14 protein-coding genes are annotated in these 15,800 nt (G+C 56.7%); all 14 read right to left on the bottom strand.

The annotated features are described in order from the left end of the window. The 14 genes from HMPREF3143_RS09770 to ilvN all read right to left on the bottom strand — a co-directional run bounded on the left by HMPREF3143_RS09770 (position 1) and on the right by ilvN (position 15,800). Entirely contained in the window at positions 1-921 is a 921-nt protein-coding gene (locus HMPREF3143_RS09770) for a D-alanine--D-alanine ligase (RefSeq protein ID WP_070532909.1), read from the bottom strand. Then, entirely contained in the window at positions 914-2,389 is a 1,476-nt protein-coding gene (gene murC / locus HMPREF3143_RS09765; RefSeq protein ID WP_070532906.1) for a UDP-N-acetylmuramate--L-alanine ligase, read from the bottom strand. The genes HMPREF3143_RS09770 and murC overlap by 8 nt, the downstream gene beginning before the upstream one ends. A 56-nt stretch (positions 2,390-2,445) precedes the next feature. Further along, complete coding sequence (murG, locus tag HMPREF3143_RS09760; protein WP_021240525.1) at positions 2,446-3,510, bottom strand: undecaprenyldiphospho-muramoylpentapeptide beta-N-acetylglucosaminyltransferase; 1,065 nt, start codon at positions 3,508-3,510, stop codon at positions 2,446-2,448. Then, entirely contained in the window at positions 3,507-4,751 is a 1,245-nt protein-coding gene (gene ftsW, locus HMPREF3143_RS09755) for a cell division protein FtsW (protein ID WP_008501983.1), read from the bottom strand. The genes murG and ftsW overlap by 4 nt, the downstream gene beginning before the upstream one ends. Further along, the gene (gene murD / locus HMPREF3143_RS09750; protein WP_045406424.1) at positions 4,751-6,067 is read right to left on the bottom strand and encodes a UDP-N-acetylmuramoyl-L-alanine--D-glutamate ligase; all 1,317 of its coding nucleotides are present in this window, start codon (positions 6,065-6,067) and stop codon (positions 4,751-4,753) included. Before murD ends, ftsW begins: the two co-directional genes overlap by 1 nt. 2 nt (positions 6,068-6,069) lie before the next feature. Further along, entirely contained in the window at positions 6,070-7,152 is a 1,083-nt protein-coding gene (gene mraY, locus HMPREF3143_RS09745; protein WP_008501985.1) for a phospho-N-acetylmuramoyl-pentapeptide-transferase, read from the bottom strand. Next, positions 7,146-8,504: a UDP-N-acetylmuramoyl-tripeptide--D-alanyl-D-alanine ligase gene (murF, locus tag HMPREF3143_RS09740; protein WP_070532903.1), complete on the bottom strand. Its 1,359-nt coding sequence runs from the start codon at positions 8,502-8,504 to the stop codon at positions 7,146-7,148. The genes mraY and murF overlap by 7 nt, the downstream gene beginning before the upstream one ends. Beyond that, entirely contained in the window at positions 8,501-9,988 is a 1,488-nt protein-coding gene (gene murE / locus HMPREF3143_RS09735) for a UDP-N-acetylmuramoyl-L-alanyl-D-glutamate--2,6-diaminopimelate ligase (protein WP_023326692.1), read from the bottom strand. The genes murF and murE overlap by 4 nt, the downstream gene beginning before the upstream one ends. Further along, positions 9,975-11,741: a peptidoglycan glycosyltransferase FtsI gene (locus HMPREF3143_RS09730; RefSeq protein WP_070532900.1), complete on the bottom strand. Its 1,767-nt coding sequence runs from the start codon at positions 11,739-11,741 to the stop codon at positions 9,975-9,977. The genes murE and HMPREF3143_RS09730 overlap by 14 nt, the downstream gene beginning before the upstream one ends. A gap of 15 nt (positions 11,742-11,756) precedes the next feature. Beyond that, on the bottom strand, positions 11,757-12,122 hold the full coding sequence (gene ftsL / locus HMPREF3143_RS09725; protein ID WP_008501989.1) for a cell division protein FtsL: 366 nt from the start codon (positions 12,120-12,122) through the stop codon (positions 11,757-11,759). After that, the gene (gene rsmH, locus HMPREF3143_RS09720; RefSeq protein WP_021240527.1) at positions 12,119-13,060 is read right to left on the bottom strand and encodes a 16S rRNA (cytosine(1402)-N(4))-methyltransferase RsmH; all 942 of its coding nucleotides are present in this window, start codon (positions 13,058-13,060) and stop codon (positions 12,119-12,121) included. The genes ftsL and rsmH overlap by 4 nt, the downstream gene beginning before the upstream one ends. A 2-nt stretch (positions 13,061-13,062) precedes the next feature. After that, complete coding sequence (gene mraZ, locus HMPREF3143_RS09715) at positions 13,063-13,521, bottom strand: division/cell wall cluster transcriptional repressor MraZ (RefSeq protein ID WP_070532897.1); 459 nt, start codon at positions 13,519-13,521, stop codon at positions 13,063-13,065. Positions 13,522-14,121: 600 nt separating this feature from the next. Further along, positions 14,122-15,129: a catabolite repressor/activator gene (gene cra / locus HMPREF3143_RS09710; RefSeq protein ID WP_008501993.1), complete on the bottom strand. Its 1,008-nt coding sequence runs from the start codon at positions 15,127-15,129 to the stop codon at positions 14,122-14,124. 179 nt (positions 15,130-15,308) lie between these two features. Next, positions 15,309-15,800, bottom strand: coding sequence for an acetolactate synthase small subunit (gene ilvN / locus HMPREF3143_RS09705; RefSeq protein WP_008501994.1), 492 nt, complete (start codon positions 15,798-15,800; stop codon positions 15,309-15,311).

Genomic DNA, 15,800 nt, shown 5'->3' with positions numbered 1-15,800 from the left:
TCAGCCCGCCTGGTCCAGAATGCGTACGACTAACTGCGAGAAGCTCATCCCCGCCTGACGCGCAGCCATCGGCACAAGGCTGTGGCTCGTCATACCCGGAGAGGTATTGGCTTCCAGCAGATAAAATTGTCCATCCCGGTCCTGCATCACATCGATGCGTCCCCAGCCCTGGCAGCCCAGAACATGCCAGGCTTTAAACACCAGGGACTGTAAATCGTCTTCACGCTCAGCTTCAAGACCACTTGGGCAGAAATATTGCGTCTCATCAGAGAGATACTTCGCCTCATAATCATAGAAGACTCCGGCGGGTTGGATACGGATTGACGGTAAAATTTCTTCGCCAAGCATCGCGACGGTAAATTCCGGCCCGCTAAGCCATTTTTCTATCAGAACTTCATCATCATGTTGAAATGCCAGCGCTAAAGCGGACGCTAAATCGTCAGCTTTGTCGACTTTGGACATTCCCACGCTGGAGCCTTCCCGGCTGGGCTTTACAATAACCGGTAAGCCCAGTTCAGCAATGCGTGCATTAACGCTATCCGGCAGGCCCAATTCAAATTCGCGACGCGTCAGTGCCACCCATGGCGCAACAGGTAAACCTGCGCCCTGCCACAGCAGCTTGCTGCGCAGTTTATCCATAGAGATAGCAGACGCCATCACGCCGCTGCCGGTGTATGGCAGACCGATCAGATCCAGAAGCCCCTGCAGGGTGCCGTCTTCGCCGCCACGACCGTGTAAAGCGATAAAGACTTTATCGAAGCCCATAGCTTTTAACTGCGTCACGTCGACCTCTTTTGGATCGACCAGGTGCGCATTGACGCCACCTTCACGCAGGCCCGCCAGTACAGCGGCGCCTGAATTCAGGGAAACCTCGCGCTCGGCGGAGGTGCCGCCAGACAGGACAGCAATCTTATCAGCCATGATGCTCATCCTCCTGGTTTTGCGGCTTCAGTTTGATTTCAGCTAAGGTACGGGCGATTTTGCCGATATTTCCCGCGCCCTGAATCAGAATCAGATCGTTACCTGTCAGGACCGGTGCCAGAATTTCCGCCACCTGCGCAGGGTCAGAAACCAGAATAGGGTCAACTTTACCGCGTCCACGAATGGTGCGACACAGAGAACGACTGTCTGCACCAGGAATCGGCGTCTCGCCTGCGGCGTACACATCCAGCATTAACAGGGTGTCTACCTGTGACAGGACGCTGGCGAAATCGTCATACAGATCGCGCGTACGCGTGAAGCGGTGCGGCTGGAACACCATCACCAGATTTTTGTCTGGCCAGCCTGCACGAGCGGCTTTAATGGTGGCGTCCACTTCGGTCGGATGGTGGCCATAGTCGTCCACCAGCATCGCCGTACCGACTTTACCGTTCACGGCATCCAGCGGGAATTCACCGAGGAAATCGAAACGACGCCCGGTGCCCTGGAAGCTTTCCAGTGCGCGCAGAATCGCATCATCATCAATGCCTTCTTCCGTCGCGACGGCCACTGCCGCTGCGGCATTGAGCGCGTTATGGCGCCCTGGCGCATTCAGCGTCACGTGCAGCAGCTCTTTGTCCTGACGCGCCAGCGTGAAGTGTCCCTGCGCGCCAATCTGTTTGTACTTTTCCACGCGGACGTCAGCGTCTTCGCTGAAGCCGTAGGTGGTGATTTGACGACCCACGCGCGGCAGCAACTCGCGGATCACCGGATCGTCCACGCACATCACCGCGCGCCCGTAGAACGGCAGGTTGTGCAGGAAGTTGATAAAGGTCTGCTTTAAGTTCTCGAAGTCACCCTGGTAGGTATCCATATGGTCAGCTTCGATGTTGGTGACAATCGCCACCATCGGCTGCAGGTGCAGGAACGACGCGTCGCTCTCGTCCGCTTCAGCAATCAGATAACGACTGTGGCCCAGACGCGCATGTACGCCCGCGGCTTTGACCAGGCCGCCGTTGACGAACGTCGGGTCGAGACCCGCTTCTGCATAAATACTGGAAACCATCGCCGTGGTCGTGGTTTTACCGTGGGTCCCGGCAATCGCGATGCCGTGGCGAAAACGCATCAGTTCCGCCAGCATTTCTGCACGGCGGATCACCGGAATGCGCGCGTCATGCGCGGCAACGATTTCCGGGTTGTCAGAGGAGATAGCGCTTGAGACCACCACCACGCTCGCATCGCGCACGTTTTCCGGGCGATGGTTGAAATAGATAGTCGCCCCAAGCGACGCCAGCTGCTGCGTTACAGGGTTTGGCGCCAGGTCAGACCCGCTGATCTGATAGCCTTCGTTAGCTAACACTTCGGCAATACCGCCCATGCCGGCACCACCGATGCCAACAAAGTGAATGTGCCGGACGCGACGCATCTCGGGCACGATTGAACGCAGTTTTGCCAGTTGTTGTGTATTCATTCTCTAAACGCCATCGACTACTTAAAATTCGTGCCGCGCTTCACGCGCTGCGAGGGTTAAGCCTGGGCTGCCAGGCTCACTTCTTTTGCCACCCGTTCCGTCGCATCAGGGATAGCCGCCGCGCGCGCGCGTTCAGCCATCTCAAGCAATACGTCTCTGTTCCAGCCCGCCAGGGTGGTGGCGACCGCGTCGGCGGTAAATTGTGGCTGCTCAAAAATTTTCGCCGCACCGGCTTTCTCAAGCGGCAGGGCATTCCAGTACTGCTGTCTGTCTTTGTGCTGGAAAGGCACAAATAGGGCTGGCAGACCCGCGGCAGCGATTTCGCTTACCGTCAAGGCGCCAGAACGGCAGACCACGACATCGGCCCAGGCATACGCTGCCGCCATGTCGTCGATAAATTCCGTCACGTTATGCTGCGGCTGTCCCGCCTCGGCGTAAGCCTGCTCAACGGTCTGCTGAGCGCCTTTTCCGCTCTGGTGCCAGATGGTGACGGCATCCCCCAGCTTTGCAGCAACCTGCGGCATCGTCTGGTTTAAAATGCGTGCCCCCTGAGAGCCACCGACGACCAGCACACGAACCGGCCCTTCACGGCCCGCCAGGCGAGCGTCCGGCAACGGCAGCGCCAGTACGTCCACACGGACCGGGTTACCTACCACGTCCGCTTTCGGGAACGCGCCGGGAAACGCCTGCATGACTTTGGTGGCGATTTTCGCCAGCCATTTGTTGGTCAGACCGGCAATACCGTTCTGCTCATGCAGGACGACGGGAATACCTAACGACCACGCTGCCAGCCCGCCCGGACCCGAGACATAGCCGCCCATGCCCAGCACCACATCGGGCTTAAAGCGCTTCATAATGGTGCGCGCCTGACGCCAGGCGTTAAAAATGCGCACCGGAGCCAGCAGCATTGCCTTGAGGCCTTTGCCGCGCAGGCCGGAAATACGAATAAAGTCGATCTCAATACCGTGTTTCGGTACCAGGTCGGCCTCCATGCGGTCTGCGGTTCCCAGCCAGCGTACCTGCCAGCCCTGATCCATTAAATGGTGCGCAACCGCCAGTCCCGGGAACACATGTCCGCCGGTACCGCCTGCCATCACCATTAACCGCTTCGGTTGATTCATCGTGAACCTCGTGTAAACGCCTGGGCTTTTTCCAGACGCGTTTCATAATCTATGCGCAACAACAGCATGATGGCCGTCGACATAATCAACAGACTGGAACCACCATAACTGATCAACGGCAACGTCAGACCTTTGGTCGGCAGCATCCCCGCTGCGGCCCCGACGTTAACCAATGCCTGGAAACTAAACCAGATACCAATTGAGCAGGCCAGGAAGCCTGAGAAACGGTGATCGATCTCCAGCGCTTTTCGGCCGATGGACATGGCGCGGAAAGCGACGAAGAATACCATTAATAGCGCTAATACCACACCGATATAACCCAGTTCTTCCGCAATAATGGAGAAGATGAAGTCAGTATGCGCTTCCGGTAAATACTCCAGTTTCTGTACCGAGTTACCCAGCCCCTGTCCCCAGAGCTCACCACGACCAAAGGCCATGAGTGACTGCGTCAGCTGATAACCGCTGCCGAACGGGTCTTCCCACGGGTTCCAGAAAGAGGTCACGCGGCGAATACGGTAAGGCTCGGCGAGGATCAGCAGCACAACCGCTGAAATCCCCATCCCAATGATGGCGATGAACTGCCACAACTTCGCGCCCGCCAGGAACAGCATGGCCAGCGTGGTGACAAACAGTACAACCACCGTACCGAGGTCAGGCTGCGCCAGCAGTAAGACCGCCAGCACCAGAATCACGCCCATCGGTTTTAAGAAGCCGCGCAGGTTGTTACGCACTTCATCTACTTTACGCACCAGGTAGTTCGCCAGGTAGCAGAACAGGGAGAGCTTGGTAAACTCCGCAGGCTGAATACGCAGCGGGCCAAAGGCGATCCAGCGTGATGCCCCGTTTACGGAACTCCCCACCACCAGAACGATCAGCAGCATAATGATCGAGGCGATCAGCATCGCCGTACTGTGCCGCTGCCAGAACTCCATCGGTAGACGCAAGGTCACCAGCGCCAGGCAGAATGCCAGGATGATGTACAGACCATCACGTTTGGCAAACAGGAAAGGATCGTTCGCCAGACGCTGCCCGACGGGCATTGACGCTGACGTCACCATAATAAAGCCGACCGCCGCGAGCCCCATTGTGAGCCAGAACAGCGTGCGGTCGTACATGATCAGGCTGTCGTTATCTTTTTGACGAGAGCCCATCACCCAGCCTTTGAGCGCCGCAAACAACCACACCAGGATCCCAAATCCTGGCAGGCGCGGCATTTTCAGGCGAGGGAGAGATAAACGCATCAGCCTAACTCCTTCGCCAGGCGGGTAAAGACATCACCACGCTGTTCGAAATTCTTGAATTGATCGAGACTGGCACAGGCCGGAGAGAGCAGCACCATATCACCCGGCTTCACGCGAGGGGCAATCAGCCGCATCGCCTGTTCCATGGTTTCGGTTTGCTCGGCGATCTCAGGGCGCAGTTCAGCCAGCTCGCTGCCGTCACGGCCGAAGCAGTAGAGACGGATGTTATCGCCGGAGAGATACGGCTTCAGGGACGAGAAATCAGCTGACTTACCGTCGCCACCCAGCAGCAGATGCAGGGTACCGTCAACGTGCAGCCCGTTCAGCGCGGCCTCCGTGCTGCCCACGTTGGTGGCTTTGGAGTCGTTGATCCAGCGCACGCCGTTGTGCTCCAGCGCCAGCTGGAAACGGTGCGCCAGGCCAGAAAACGTGGTTAACGCTTTCAGACTCGAGGAGCGCGGCAGCCCCACGGCATCCGCCAGCGCCAGCGCCGCCAGCGCATTGGTATAGTTGTGCTGCCCAGAGAGCTTCATCTCTTTCACGTTCAGCACTTTCTCACCTTTCACGCGCAGCCAGGTTTCGCCCAGCTGGCGGTTCAGATGATAATCACCCATGGTGATGCCAAAACTGATGCAGCGGTCGTCTGCGCCACGCACCGGCATGGTCAGCGCGTCATCGGCGTTCACCACGCAGACTTTGGCATTCTCATAAACGCGCAGCTTGGCGGCACGGTACTGCTGCAGACCAAAGGGATATCTGTCCATGTGATCTTCAGTCACGTTGAGGATCGTCGCAGCGGCAGCATGCAGGCTGGAGGTCGTTTCCAGCTGGAAGCTGGAAAGCTCGAGAACATACAGTTCACAGCCTTTGTCCAGCAGCATCAGAGCTGGCAAACCAATGTTACCGCCAACGCCGACGTTCATGCCCGCCGCTTTCGCCATTTCCCCCACCAGGGTGGTGACGGTGCTTTTACCGTTAGAACCGGTAATCGCGATAACGGGAGCCTGCGCTTCGCGGCAGAACAGCTCGATATCGCCAACAATCTCAACGCCCGCATCTGCGGCAGCGCTCAGTGAAGGATGCGCCAGCGCCATACCCGGGCTGGCGACAATCAGATCGGCTGCCAGCAGCCAGTCATCATTCAGACCACCCAGGTGGCGTTCAACCTGTTCCGGCAGCTTGTCCAGACCCGGCGGAGAGACACGCGTATCCATCACGCGCGGCGTCACGCCACGCGCGAGGAAAAAGTCCACGCAGGAAAGCCCCGTAAGGCCTAACCCGATGATAACGACTTTTTTGCCCTGGTAATCTGCCATGATTAACGTACCTTCAGCGTTGCCAGGCCAATCAGCACCAGCATCAGCGAAATAATCCAGAAGCGCACAATGACACGCGGCTCCGGCCAGCCTTTCAGTTCATAGTGGTGGTGAATCGGCGCCATACGGAAGATGCGCTGACCGCGCAGCTTGAAGGAGCCGACCTGCAAAATCACCGACAGCGTCTCAACCACAAACACGCCGCCCATGATCACCAGCAGGAACTCCTGGCGCAGCAGCACGGCAATAATGCCCAGCGCGCCGCCCAAAGCCAGTGAACCGACGTCACCCATAAAGACCTGAGCCGGATAGGTGTTGAACCACAGGAAGCCAAGACCCGCGCCTACAATCGCCGTACAGACGATCACCAGTTCACCCGCATGCCGCAGATAAGGGATGTGCAGGTAGTTCGCAAAGTTCATGTTACCGGTCGCCCACGCCACCAGCGCAAAACCGGCCGCCACGAAGACGGTAGGCATGATTGCCAGGCCATCCAGACCGTCGGTCAGGTTAACGGCGTTACCGGTGCCGACAATCACAAAGTACGCCAGCAGAATGTAGAACAGACCCAGCTGCGGCATCACGTCTTTAAAGAACGGCACGACCAGCTCGGTCGCTGGCGTGTCTTTCCCGGCCAGATACAGCGCGAAGGCCACGCCCAGCGCGATCACCGACATCCAGAAATACTTCCAGCGGGCAATCAGGCCTTTGGTATCTTTGCGGACGACTTTGCGGTAATCATCGACGAAACCGATGATCCCGTAACCCACCAGTACCGTCAGCACACACCAGACGTACGGGTTGGACGGGTACGCCCACAACAGCACGGAAACGACGATGGCAGTCAGGATCATGATCCCGCCCATGGTCGGCGTACCGCGCTTGCTGAAGTGCGATTCCGGGCCGTCATTACGCACAACCTGGCCGAAAGAGAGCTTTTGCAGACGGGCAATCATGCGCGGGCCCATCCACAACGAGATGAACAGCGCAGTCAACAGGCTGACGATGGCGCGAAACGTCAGATATGAAAAGACGTTAAAGCCTGAGTAATATTTGACCAAATGTTCGGCCAGCCAAACTAACATGTCCCGTTCTCCTGTAATGCGTGCACAACCTCTTCCATGGCGGCACTACGTGAACCTTTCACTAACACTGTCACAATTTGTTTTTCTGTCATTAATGCCTTAAGGCGCTCAATCAAGGCGGCTTTATCGGCAAAATGCTCGCCAACGCCGCTGGCCTGGCTGATCGCCTGGCTCAGTTTTCCTGCGCTCAGTACACAGTCCAGCCCCGCCGCTTTCGCCGCTTCACCGACCTGGGTATGACAGGCTTCGCTTTCGTCGCCCAGTTCTGCCATGTCGCCAACCACCATGATGCGGTAGCCCGGCATTTCAGATAACACCTGCACCGCCGCCGTCATCGAGCCAACATTCGCGTTGTAGGAGTCATCCAGCAGCAGCTTGTTTTCCGAAAGCTGAATCGGGAACAGGCGTCCCGGTACGGCTTTCAGGTTCGCCAGCCCGGCTTTGATTGCCTCATGTGAAGCGCCCACCGCCGTTGCCAGCGCCGCCGCCGCAAGGGCATTGGCGATGTTATGGCGACCCGGCAGCGGCAGCAGCACCTCCACGCCACCCGTTGGGGTAGTGAGGGTGAACTCGGTGCCGTGCGGCGTCACATGGATATTGGTCGCCGTAAAATCACTGTTGGCCGCATTTGGAGAGAAGCGCCAGGTTTTACGCGCACCAATGATGCTCTGCCAGTTCAGCCAGTCGTTATTGTCGGCGTTCAGAATGGCGATACCGTTATCCGGCAGGCCGGTGTAAATCTCGCCTTTCGCTTTCGCCACGCCTTCCAGCGAGCCAAAGCCTTCCAGGTGCGCAGCCGCGAGGTTATTCACCAGCGCCGCTTCCGGGCGAGTCAGGCTTACGGTCCAGGCGATTTCACCCTGGTGGTTTGCGCCTAACTCGATCACCGCATAGTCATGCTCTTTGGTCAGGCGAAGCAATGTCATCGGCACGCCGATGTCATTATTGAGGTTGCCCGCGGTAAAAAGCGTATTGCCGCACTGGCTGAGGATCGCCGCCGTCATCTCTTTCACTGACGTTTTGCCTGATGACCCTGTCAGCGCGACGACGCGAGCTGGCACCTGCTGACGAACCCAGGCAGCCAGCTCACCGAACGCGAGACGCGTATCTTTCACCACAACCTGCGGCAGATCGATATCAAGCTTGCGGCTGACCAGCAGCGCACCGGCGCCGTTCTCTTTGGCCTGCTCGGCAAAATCATGCGCGTCAAAACGCTCGCCTTTCAGCGCCACAAAGAGACAGCCTGCGGTGACTTTACGGGTGTCCGTCGTCACGGCATCGATGGTCAGGTCTTGCCCGTGCAGGTCACCGTGCAGTACTTCTGCGGCCTGGCTTAAGGAGAGGCTAATCATGCGACAACTCCCAGCAGGCGAGCTGCCGTTACGCGATCCGAGTAGTCCAGACGGCGATTGCCAACGATCTGATAATCTTCATGGCCTTTGCCCGCCAGCAGAACAACATCATTCTCCTGTGCCTGCATGATGGCGTTTGTCACGGCTTCAGCACGGCCTTCCACGACGCGCGCGCGGCCTGCGTCCAGCATACCCGCCAGAATGTCATTAATGATGGCGCGCGGCTCTTCCGTACGCGGGTTGTCATCGGTGACAACCGGAATATCCGCGAACTGTTCCGCAATCGCCCCCATCAGCGGGCGTTTGCCTTTGTCGCGATCGCCGCCGCAGCCAAACACGCACCAGAGCTTACCGGTACAGTGCAGGCGCGCCGCTTCCAGCGCTTTTTCCAGCGCATCCGGCGTGTGGGCATAATCAACCACAACGGTCGGCTTACCCGGTGCGCTAAATACTTCCATACGGCCACAAACCGGCTGCAGTCGCGCGGCGGTTTTCAGCAGTTCAGCCATCGGGTAACCCAGCGCCAGCAGCGTTGCCAGGGCCAGCAGTAGGTTGCTGACGTTAAACGCCCCCATCAGGCGGCTTTCAATTTCGCCTTCACCCCAGGAAGAGGCAAAGCGGATGGTCGCCCCGCTGTCGTGATAATTCACCTCAACCGCCTTCAGCCAGCGGCCGTGGCAGTTCGGATTGATATGGTCTTCCATCGAGACGGCAACCGCATCTGGCAGCTTCGCCAGCCAGCGGCGGCCCACTTCATCGTCGGCGTTGATGATGGCCTGACCGTAATGGTGAGTAGAGAACAGCAGCCATTTCGCGGCTTCGTAGTGCTCCATATCGCCATGATAATCAAGATGGTCGCGGCTCAGGTTGGTAAACACGGATGCAGCAAATTTCAGCGCCGCGACGCGGTGCTGTACCAGACCGTGCGAAGAGACCTCCATCGCGGCAAAGGTTGCGCCCTGCCCTGCCAGACCGGCAAGCACGTGCTGTACGTCAACCGCCGAGCCGGTGGTGTTTTCCGTCGGGCTTACTTTGCCCAGCAGACCGTTACCTACGGTTCCCATCACCGCACCGGTTTCACCCAGCAGCTGTGCCCACTGCGCCATCAGCTGCGTGGTGGTGGTTTTACCGTTCGTACCCGTTACGCCAACCAGACGCAGCTGGTCGGAAGGTTCGTGATAAAAACGTCCCGCCAGTGCGGAAAGACGTTCGTTTAACTGGCTGAGATAGATGACCGGCACGCCGTGCATTTCACGGATCTCACCGTCGGTTGCCTCATCTTTAGCCTCAGCAATAATGGCAGCCACACCTTGCGCAATCGCCTGCGGGATATAACGACGCCCGTCCGCCTGATGACCGACCACCGCCACAAAAAGATCGCCAGAAGCCGCTACGCGGCTGTCCAGAACCATCTCTCGCAGTGCTCGCTCCGGTGCATTTGGCACCCACGGAGCGAGAAGGTCGCGCAAATTACGATCTGCCACCTGTACCCTCGCCTTGATTAATTACAAATTCACTTTTTTCGCCCGTCGCCAGCGCATCCGGTTCAACGTTCATGGTGCGTAACACGCCGCCCATGATGGCCCCGAACACAGGCGCGGAGACGGCGCCGCCGTAGTATTTACCCGCCTGTGGATCGTTTATCACGACCACCAGCGCAAAACGCGGATTGCTTGCAGGCGCAACGCCTGCGGTATAGGCAATGTATTTGTTGATGTAGCGGCCGTCTGGCCCCACTTTTTTCGCTGTACCGGTTTTAATGGCGATACGATAGCCTTTAATCGCCGCCTTCACGCCGCCGCCGCCCGGCAGCGCCACGCTTTCCATCATGTGCACCACGGTACGAACGATAGATTCCGGGAAGATACGCTCGCCCGGGACCGGTGGATCAACTTTGGTAATCGACAGCGGGCGATAGACGCCATAGCTGCCAATCGTTGCGTAGACTCGCGCTAACTGTAACGGGGTTACCATTAGCCCGTAGCCGAAAGAGAAGGTGGCCCTCTCTATGTCAGACCACCGTTGTTTTTGAGGATATAAGCCACTGCGTTCTCCGACCAACCCCAAATTGGTCGCCTTTCCCAGTCCAAAACGTGAGTAAGTTTCTACTAACGCTGAGGACGGCATCGCTAACGCCAGCTTTGAAACACCGACGTTACTCGACTTCTGTAACACCCCGGTCAGGGTCAATTCGCTGTAGCGCGCCACGTCTTTTATCTCGTGGCCGTTAATACGGTATGGGACAGTGTTCAGGACCGTGTTTTCATTGACAATACCGCGCTGGAGCGCGGTCATCACCACCATCGGCTTCACCGTGGAGCCGGGTTCGAACACGTCGGTAATTGCCCGGTTACGCATGGCATCTTTTGCGGTGCCGGTAAAGTTGTTCGGGTTGTAGGACGGGCTGTTGGCCATCGCCAGCACTTCACCGGTGCTGACATCCACCAGCACGGCGCTGCCTGACTCCGCCTTGTTGAACGCCACCGCGTTGTTCAACTCGCGGTAGACCAGCGCCTGCAGGCGCTCGTCGATACTCAGGGCCAGGTTATGCGCTGCCTGACTGTCCGTGGAAGAGATATCTTCGATGACGCGCCCGTAGCGGTCCTTACGCACGATTCGCTCGCCCGGCTGGCCGGTGAGCCACTTATCGAAGCTTTTCTCAACGCCCTCAATCCCCTGGCTGTCGACGTTGGTAAAGCCAATGAGGTGAGCGGTTACTTCGCCGGATGGGTAGTAACGGCGGGATTCTTCACGCAGATGAATACCCGGCAGCTTCAGTTTGCGAATGTAGTCCGCCATGTCAGGGTTAACCTGACGCGCCAGATAGATAAAACGTCCTTTCGGGTTCGCGTTAACGCGGGAAGCCAGCTGATCCAGCGGCATTTTCAGCGCATCAGACAGGGCTTTCCAGCGGTTATCAAGGGTAATGCCACCGGCGTCGTGCAGCTCTTTCGGATCGGCCCAGATCGCTTTCACCGGCACGCTCACCGCCAGCGGACGACCGGAGCGGTCGGTGATCATCCCGCGGGACGTGGAAACCTCCTGAACGCGAAGAGAGCGCATATCGCCCTGACGTACCAGCATGTCAGGGGCGACGATTTGCAGCCAGGCCACGCGGCCCAGCAGAAAACCCAGCGCCAGTAAAATGCAGCCGCAAAGCAACGCAAAACGCCAACTGATAAAGTTGGCCTGTTCTTCCTGACGTTTTGGTTTTAGCGTTTTTGCCGCTGCTTTCATGCGTCGCGTTTTCCCTTATTTTTGTACTACGATATTTTCCTGTGAAGGATCCACATGCTGCAGCTGCAGCTTTTCCGTTGCGATCCGTTCAACCCGGCTGTGATCGCCGAGCGCGTTTTCTTCAAGGATCAGATTTCGCCATTCAATATCCAGCGCATCGCGTTCCAGTACCATCTGCTCGCGTTGCGCAGTCAATAAACGTGTGTGGTGGGCGGTGGTGACCACCGTCACAGCCGTGACAATGATGCAAATGAACAGACAGAGTGGCAGTTTCCCAAACCGCAAAAGATCGTCGCCGATCACGCCAGGCAAGGCATGGCGCTCGTTGCTTCCTAACGAATCCTTAACTTTGCTTAGGGTCTCTGTCACTCTGCCGATCATGCGTTCGTCCTCTCTGCAACACGCAGCACTGAACTACGGGCGCGTGGATTCTCTGCCACCTCTTCTTCGCCCGGCATCAACTTGCCTAATGCTCGCAACTGACGGCCACCCAGCTTCCTGAGTTGTTCTTCCGTCATCGGCAGCCCCGCTGGTACCTGTGGACCGCGGCTTTGTTCACGCATGAAGCGTTTCACAATACGGTCTTCCAGCGAATGGAAGCTGATGATGGATAACCGCCCACCCGGGGCCAGCACGTCGAGCGAGCTTTTTAGCGCCAGCTCTATTTCCTCCAGTTCACTGTTTACCCAGATGCGAACCGCCTGGAAGGTACGGGTCGCGGGATGTTTGTGCTTATCCTTCACCGGTGTTGCCGCCGCGATCACCTCGGCCAACTCTTTGGTGCGGGTCATCGGCTCAATGCGATTGCGCTCAACAATGGCGCGCGCAATACGTTTGCCAAAGCGCTCTTCGCCGAAGGTTTTGATGACCCATGCAATATCCGCTTCGTCAGCGGTCTGTAACCACTCGGCGGCAGACTGGCCGCGAGTCGGGTCCATACGCATGTCCAGCGGACCATCACGCATAAAGGAGAAACCGCGTTCAGCATCATCAAGTTGGGGTGAAGAGACGCCAAGATCGAGAAGAATCCCGTCGATCTTGCCCGTCAGGCCGCGCTCAGCCACATAGTCCGCGAGCGCAGAAAAAGGTCCATGCACGATGGAAAAGCGTGGGTCATTGATAGTCTGTGCAACGGCAATTGCCTGCGGATCGCGATCGATTGCCAGCAGACGCCCCTCCTCACCCAGTTGGGAGAGGATCAAACGCGAGTGACCACCGCGACCAAAAGTGCCATCAATGTAGATGCCATCCGGACGAATATTCAGGCCGTTAACGGCCTCGTCCAGTAACACCGTTTTATGTTTATAATTTTCCATCATATTTATAGAGACAAGTCCTGCAGCCGTTCCGATAATGTCGCGGAATCAGACTGCTCAGCGTCGATATCTTCCTTGACCTGTTGATACCAGGTCGTTTCATCCCACAGTTCAAATTTGTTGAACTGCCCGACCAGCATCACTTCTTTGATCAGACCGGCATGTTGCCGTAACACAGGTGCGATCAGTAATCGCCCTGCGTTATCCATCTGACATTCACTGGCATGTCCCAATAACAACCGCTGCACGCGGCGTTCCTGCGGGTTCATGCTCGACAGTCGCGACAGCTTTTGCTCAATAATTTCCCATTCAGGCAGGGGGTAAAGCAGCAGGCAGGGGGAGTTAATGTCAATGGTGCAAACCATTTGACCCGCAGCGTTCTCAATCAGCTGGTCGCGGTATCGGGTTGGTACCGATAAACGCCCTTTACTGTCGAGATTGACTAACGTAGCTCCACGGAACATGCCAGTCTCACCCCTCCTCACCACTTTAACCCACAAATTCCCACCTAAAGGAGTTTACGGAGCGAGGGAAAAGCTTGTCAAGCCAGGACTCTCGGCATAAGGACTCGAAAGCCCTCTATTTACAGAGATAAACAGTCCTGGTTAATAACTGCACAACTGGCGAGGCAAAATTAACGTTATGAATATTTGTAAGAAAAAAACCGAATATGCACACTAGCGTTAAGGCTCACTCAATATCATCGCAGATAAATATAAAGTGTCAGTTTGCGACGCGGGCAGCATTTTATGACAGATTCTCAGGGGATGACAGCGCCAGATTCACTCAGGCGAGCGGTAAGCGCAGTGGTTATCGCGTAAGCTGTCAAAGGAAGAGGAAAAAACGTCTGAATATTCATCGACCGAAGAGGGTTTGTAACAAAATAATACAAAGAGTGCCGTTTAAAATCGCTGAGATGTTGTTTAAAGGGCAATTTAAAAGCCAAAATGAATAAAGAAAAATAGGCGATTATGATCTCCCAAGAATTATCCTAATTTCTCTCCGGGAATTATCTGCACAAATTATTGCAGCAAAAAGGGGCAGATTTCACCGCCCCGGTCATTTCATTTTTGGCGGCTTAAAATTCCGCGATGGTAGAGGTTACGTTTGATACGCGTCAGGCCCGGCTTCGGTTTGCGGGGTTCATCCAGACTCGCCAGCACAATCTCCAGCACGCGTTCAGCCACATCGCGATGGCGCTGTGCAACCGCCAGCACCGGGCACTGAAGGAAGTCGAGCAGCTCATTATCCCCGAACGTGGCAATCGCCAGATCGGAAGGCAGTTTACCTTCACGACGTAAGGTCACATCCATGACACCCTGCAAGAGCGCAAACGAGGTAGTGAACAGCGCCTGAGGCATCGGATGCGTTTCCAGCCATTTTTCGAATAGCTGCGCGGCGGCTTCACGTTCGTAGCTGTTGGCATAGAGGTAGTGAACCTCGCGCGGATCGTCTTTCCAGGCCGTTCTGAATCCCTGCTCGCGCAGGAAGCTCACGGAAAGTTCAGGCAGCGCGCCCAAATACAGTACCGTTTCCGCCGGGAACGTCCGCAGCTCTGCGGCCAGCATTTCGGCATCGTCCTGATCGGCACCCACCACGCTGGTGAAATGCTCGCGATCGAGGGCACGGTCAAGCGCAACGATCGGGAACGGATCATTCGCCCAGCGCTGGTAGAAAGGATGCTCCGGCGGTAAGGAGGTCGAAACAATAATGGCATCCACCTGGCGCTGAAGCAGATGTTCAATGCAGCGCATTTCGTTATCAGGCTGGTCTTCCGAGCAGGCAATCAGCAATTGATAGCCGCGCTGACGCGCCTGACGTTCAAGATAGTTGGCGATACGGGTATAGCTGGTGTTTTCCAGATCCGGGATCACCAGACCAATAGAGCGGGTGCGCCCGGCGCGCAGACCGGCTGCGACAGCATTCGGATGGTAGTTATGTTCACGAACCACCGCCATAACTTTTTCAACGGTCTTGTCGCTGACACGGTACTGCTTTGCTTTACCGTTAATCACATAGCTGGCCGTTGTTCGTGACACGCCGGCTAGCCGGGCGATTTCATCCAGTTTCACAATTGCCCCTTAAAAAAAGAAAAGAGTCCATGGCCCTGTCAAGGTTATGGTTAAATCTTTTAACATCTAAACGCAGAAAAGCCTTCGCGGCAACCGCTTTTATCTGCGTTGTCGGCTGATTACGCAAAAAAAAGCCCGGCTTTGGTGACCGGGCAGAAAGAGGCGAACCTTTTTGACAACTAACGCATGATTTTCTCGCCGCGTGACAGACCCACAACACCCGATCTCGCCACCTCGACAATTTTTGCGACATCCCGTACGGACGCCAGGAACGCATCCAGCTTGTCGCTCGTCCCGACCAGCTGAACGGTATAAAGAGAAGGCGTGACGTCGATAATCTGTCCGCGGAAAATATCCGCATTGCGTTTGACTTCTTCACGCCCGTAGCCGCTGGCCTGAATTTTCACCAGCATGACCTCACGTTCAACGTAGGCCCCTTGCCCCAGCTCGCTCACGCGCAGCACGTCGACCAGCTTATGCAGCTGTTTCTCAATCTGTTCAAGCACCTTAGCGTCGCCGACGGTTTGGATCGTCATGCGCGACAGCGTTGGGTCTTCCGTCGGGGCGACGGTCAGGCTTTCAATGTTATAGCCGCGCTGCGCAAAAAGGCCAATGACGCGCGACAGTGCGCCAGACTCGTTTTCCAGTAAAACTGATAATATCCGGCGCAT

It is taken from the genome of Enterobacter sp. HMSC16D10, assembly GCF_001807145.1.
In the GTDB taxonomy this organism is placed as follows: domain Bacteria; phylum Pseudomonadota; class Gammaproteobacteria; order Enterobacterales; family Enterobacteriaceae; genus Enterobacter; species Enterobacter roggenkampii.
This window is presented reverse-complemented; position numbering and strand designations above follow the sequence as displayed.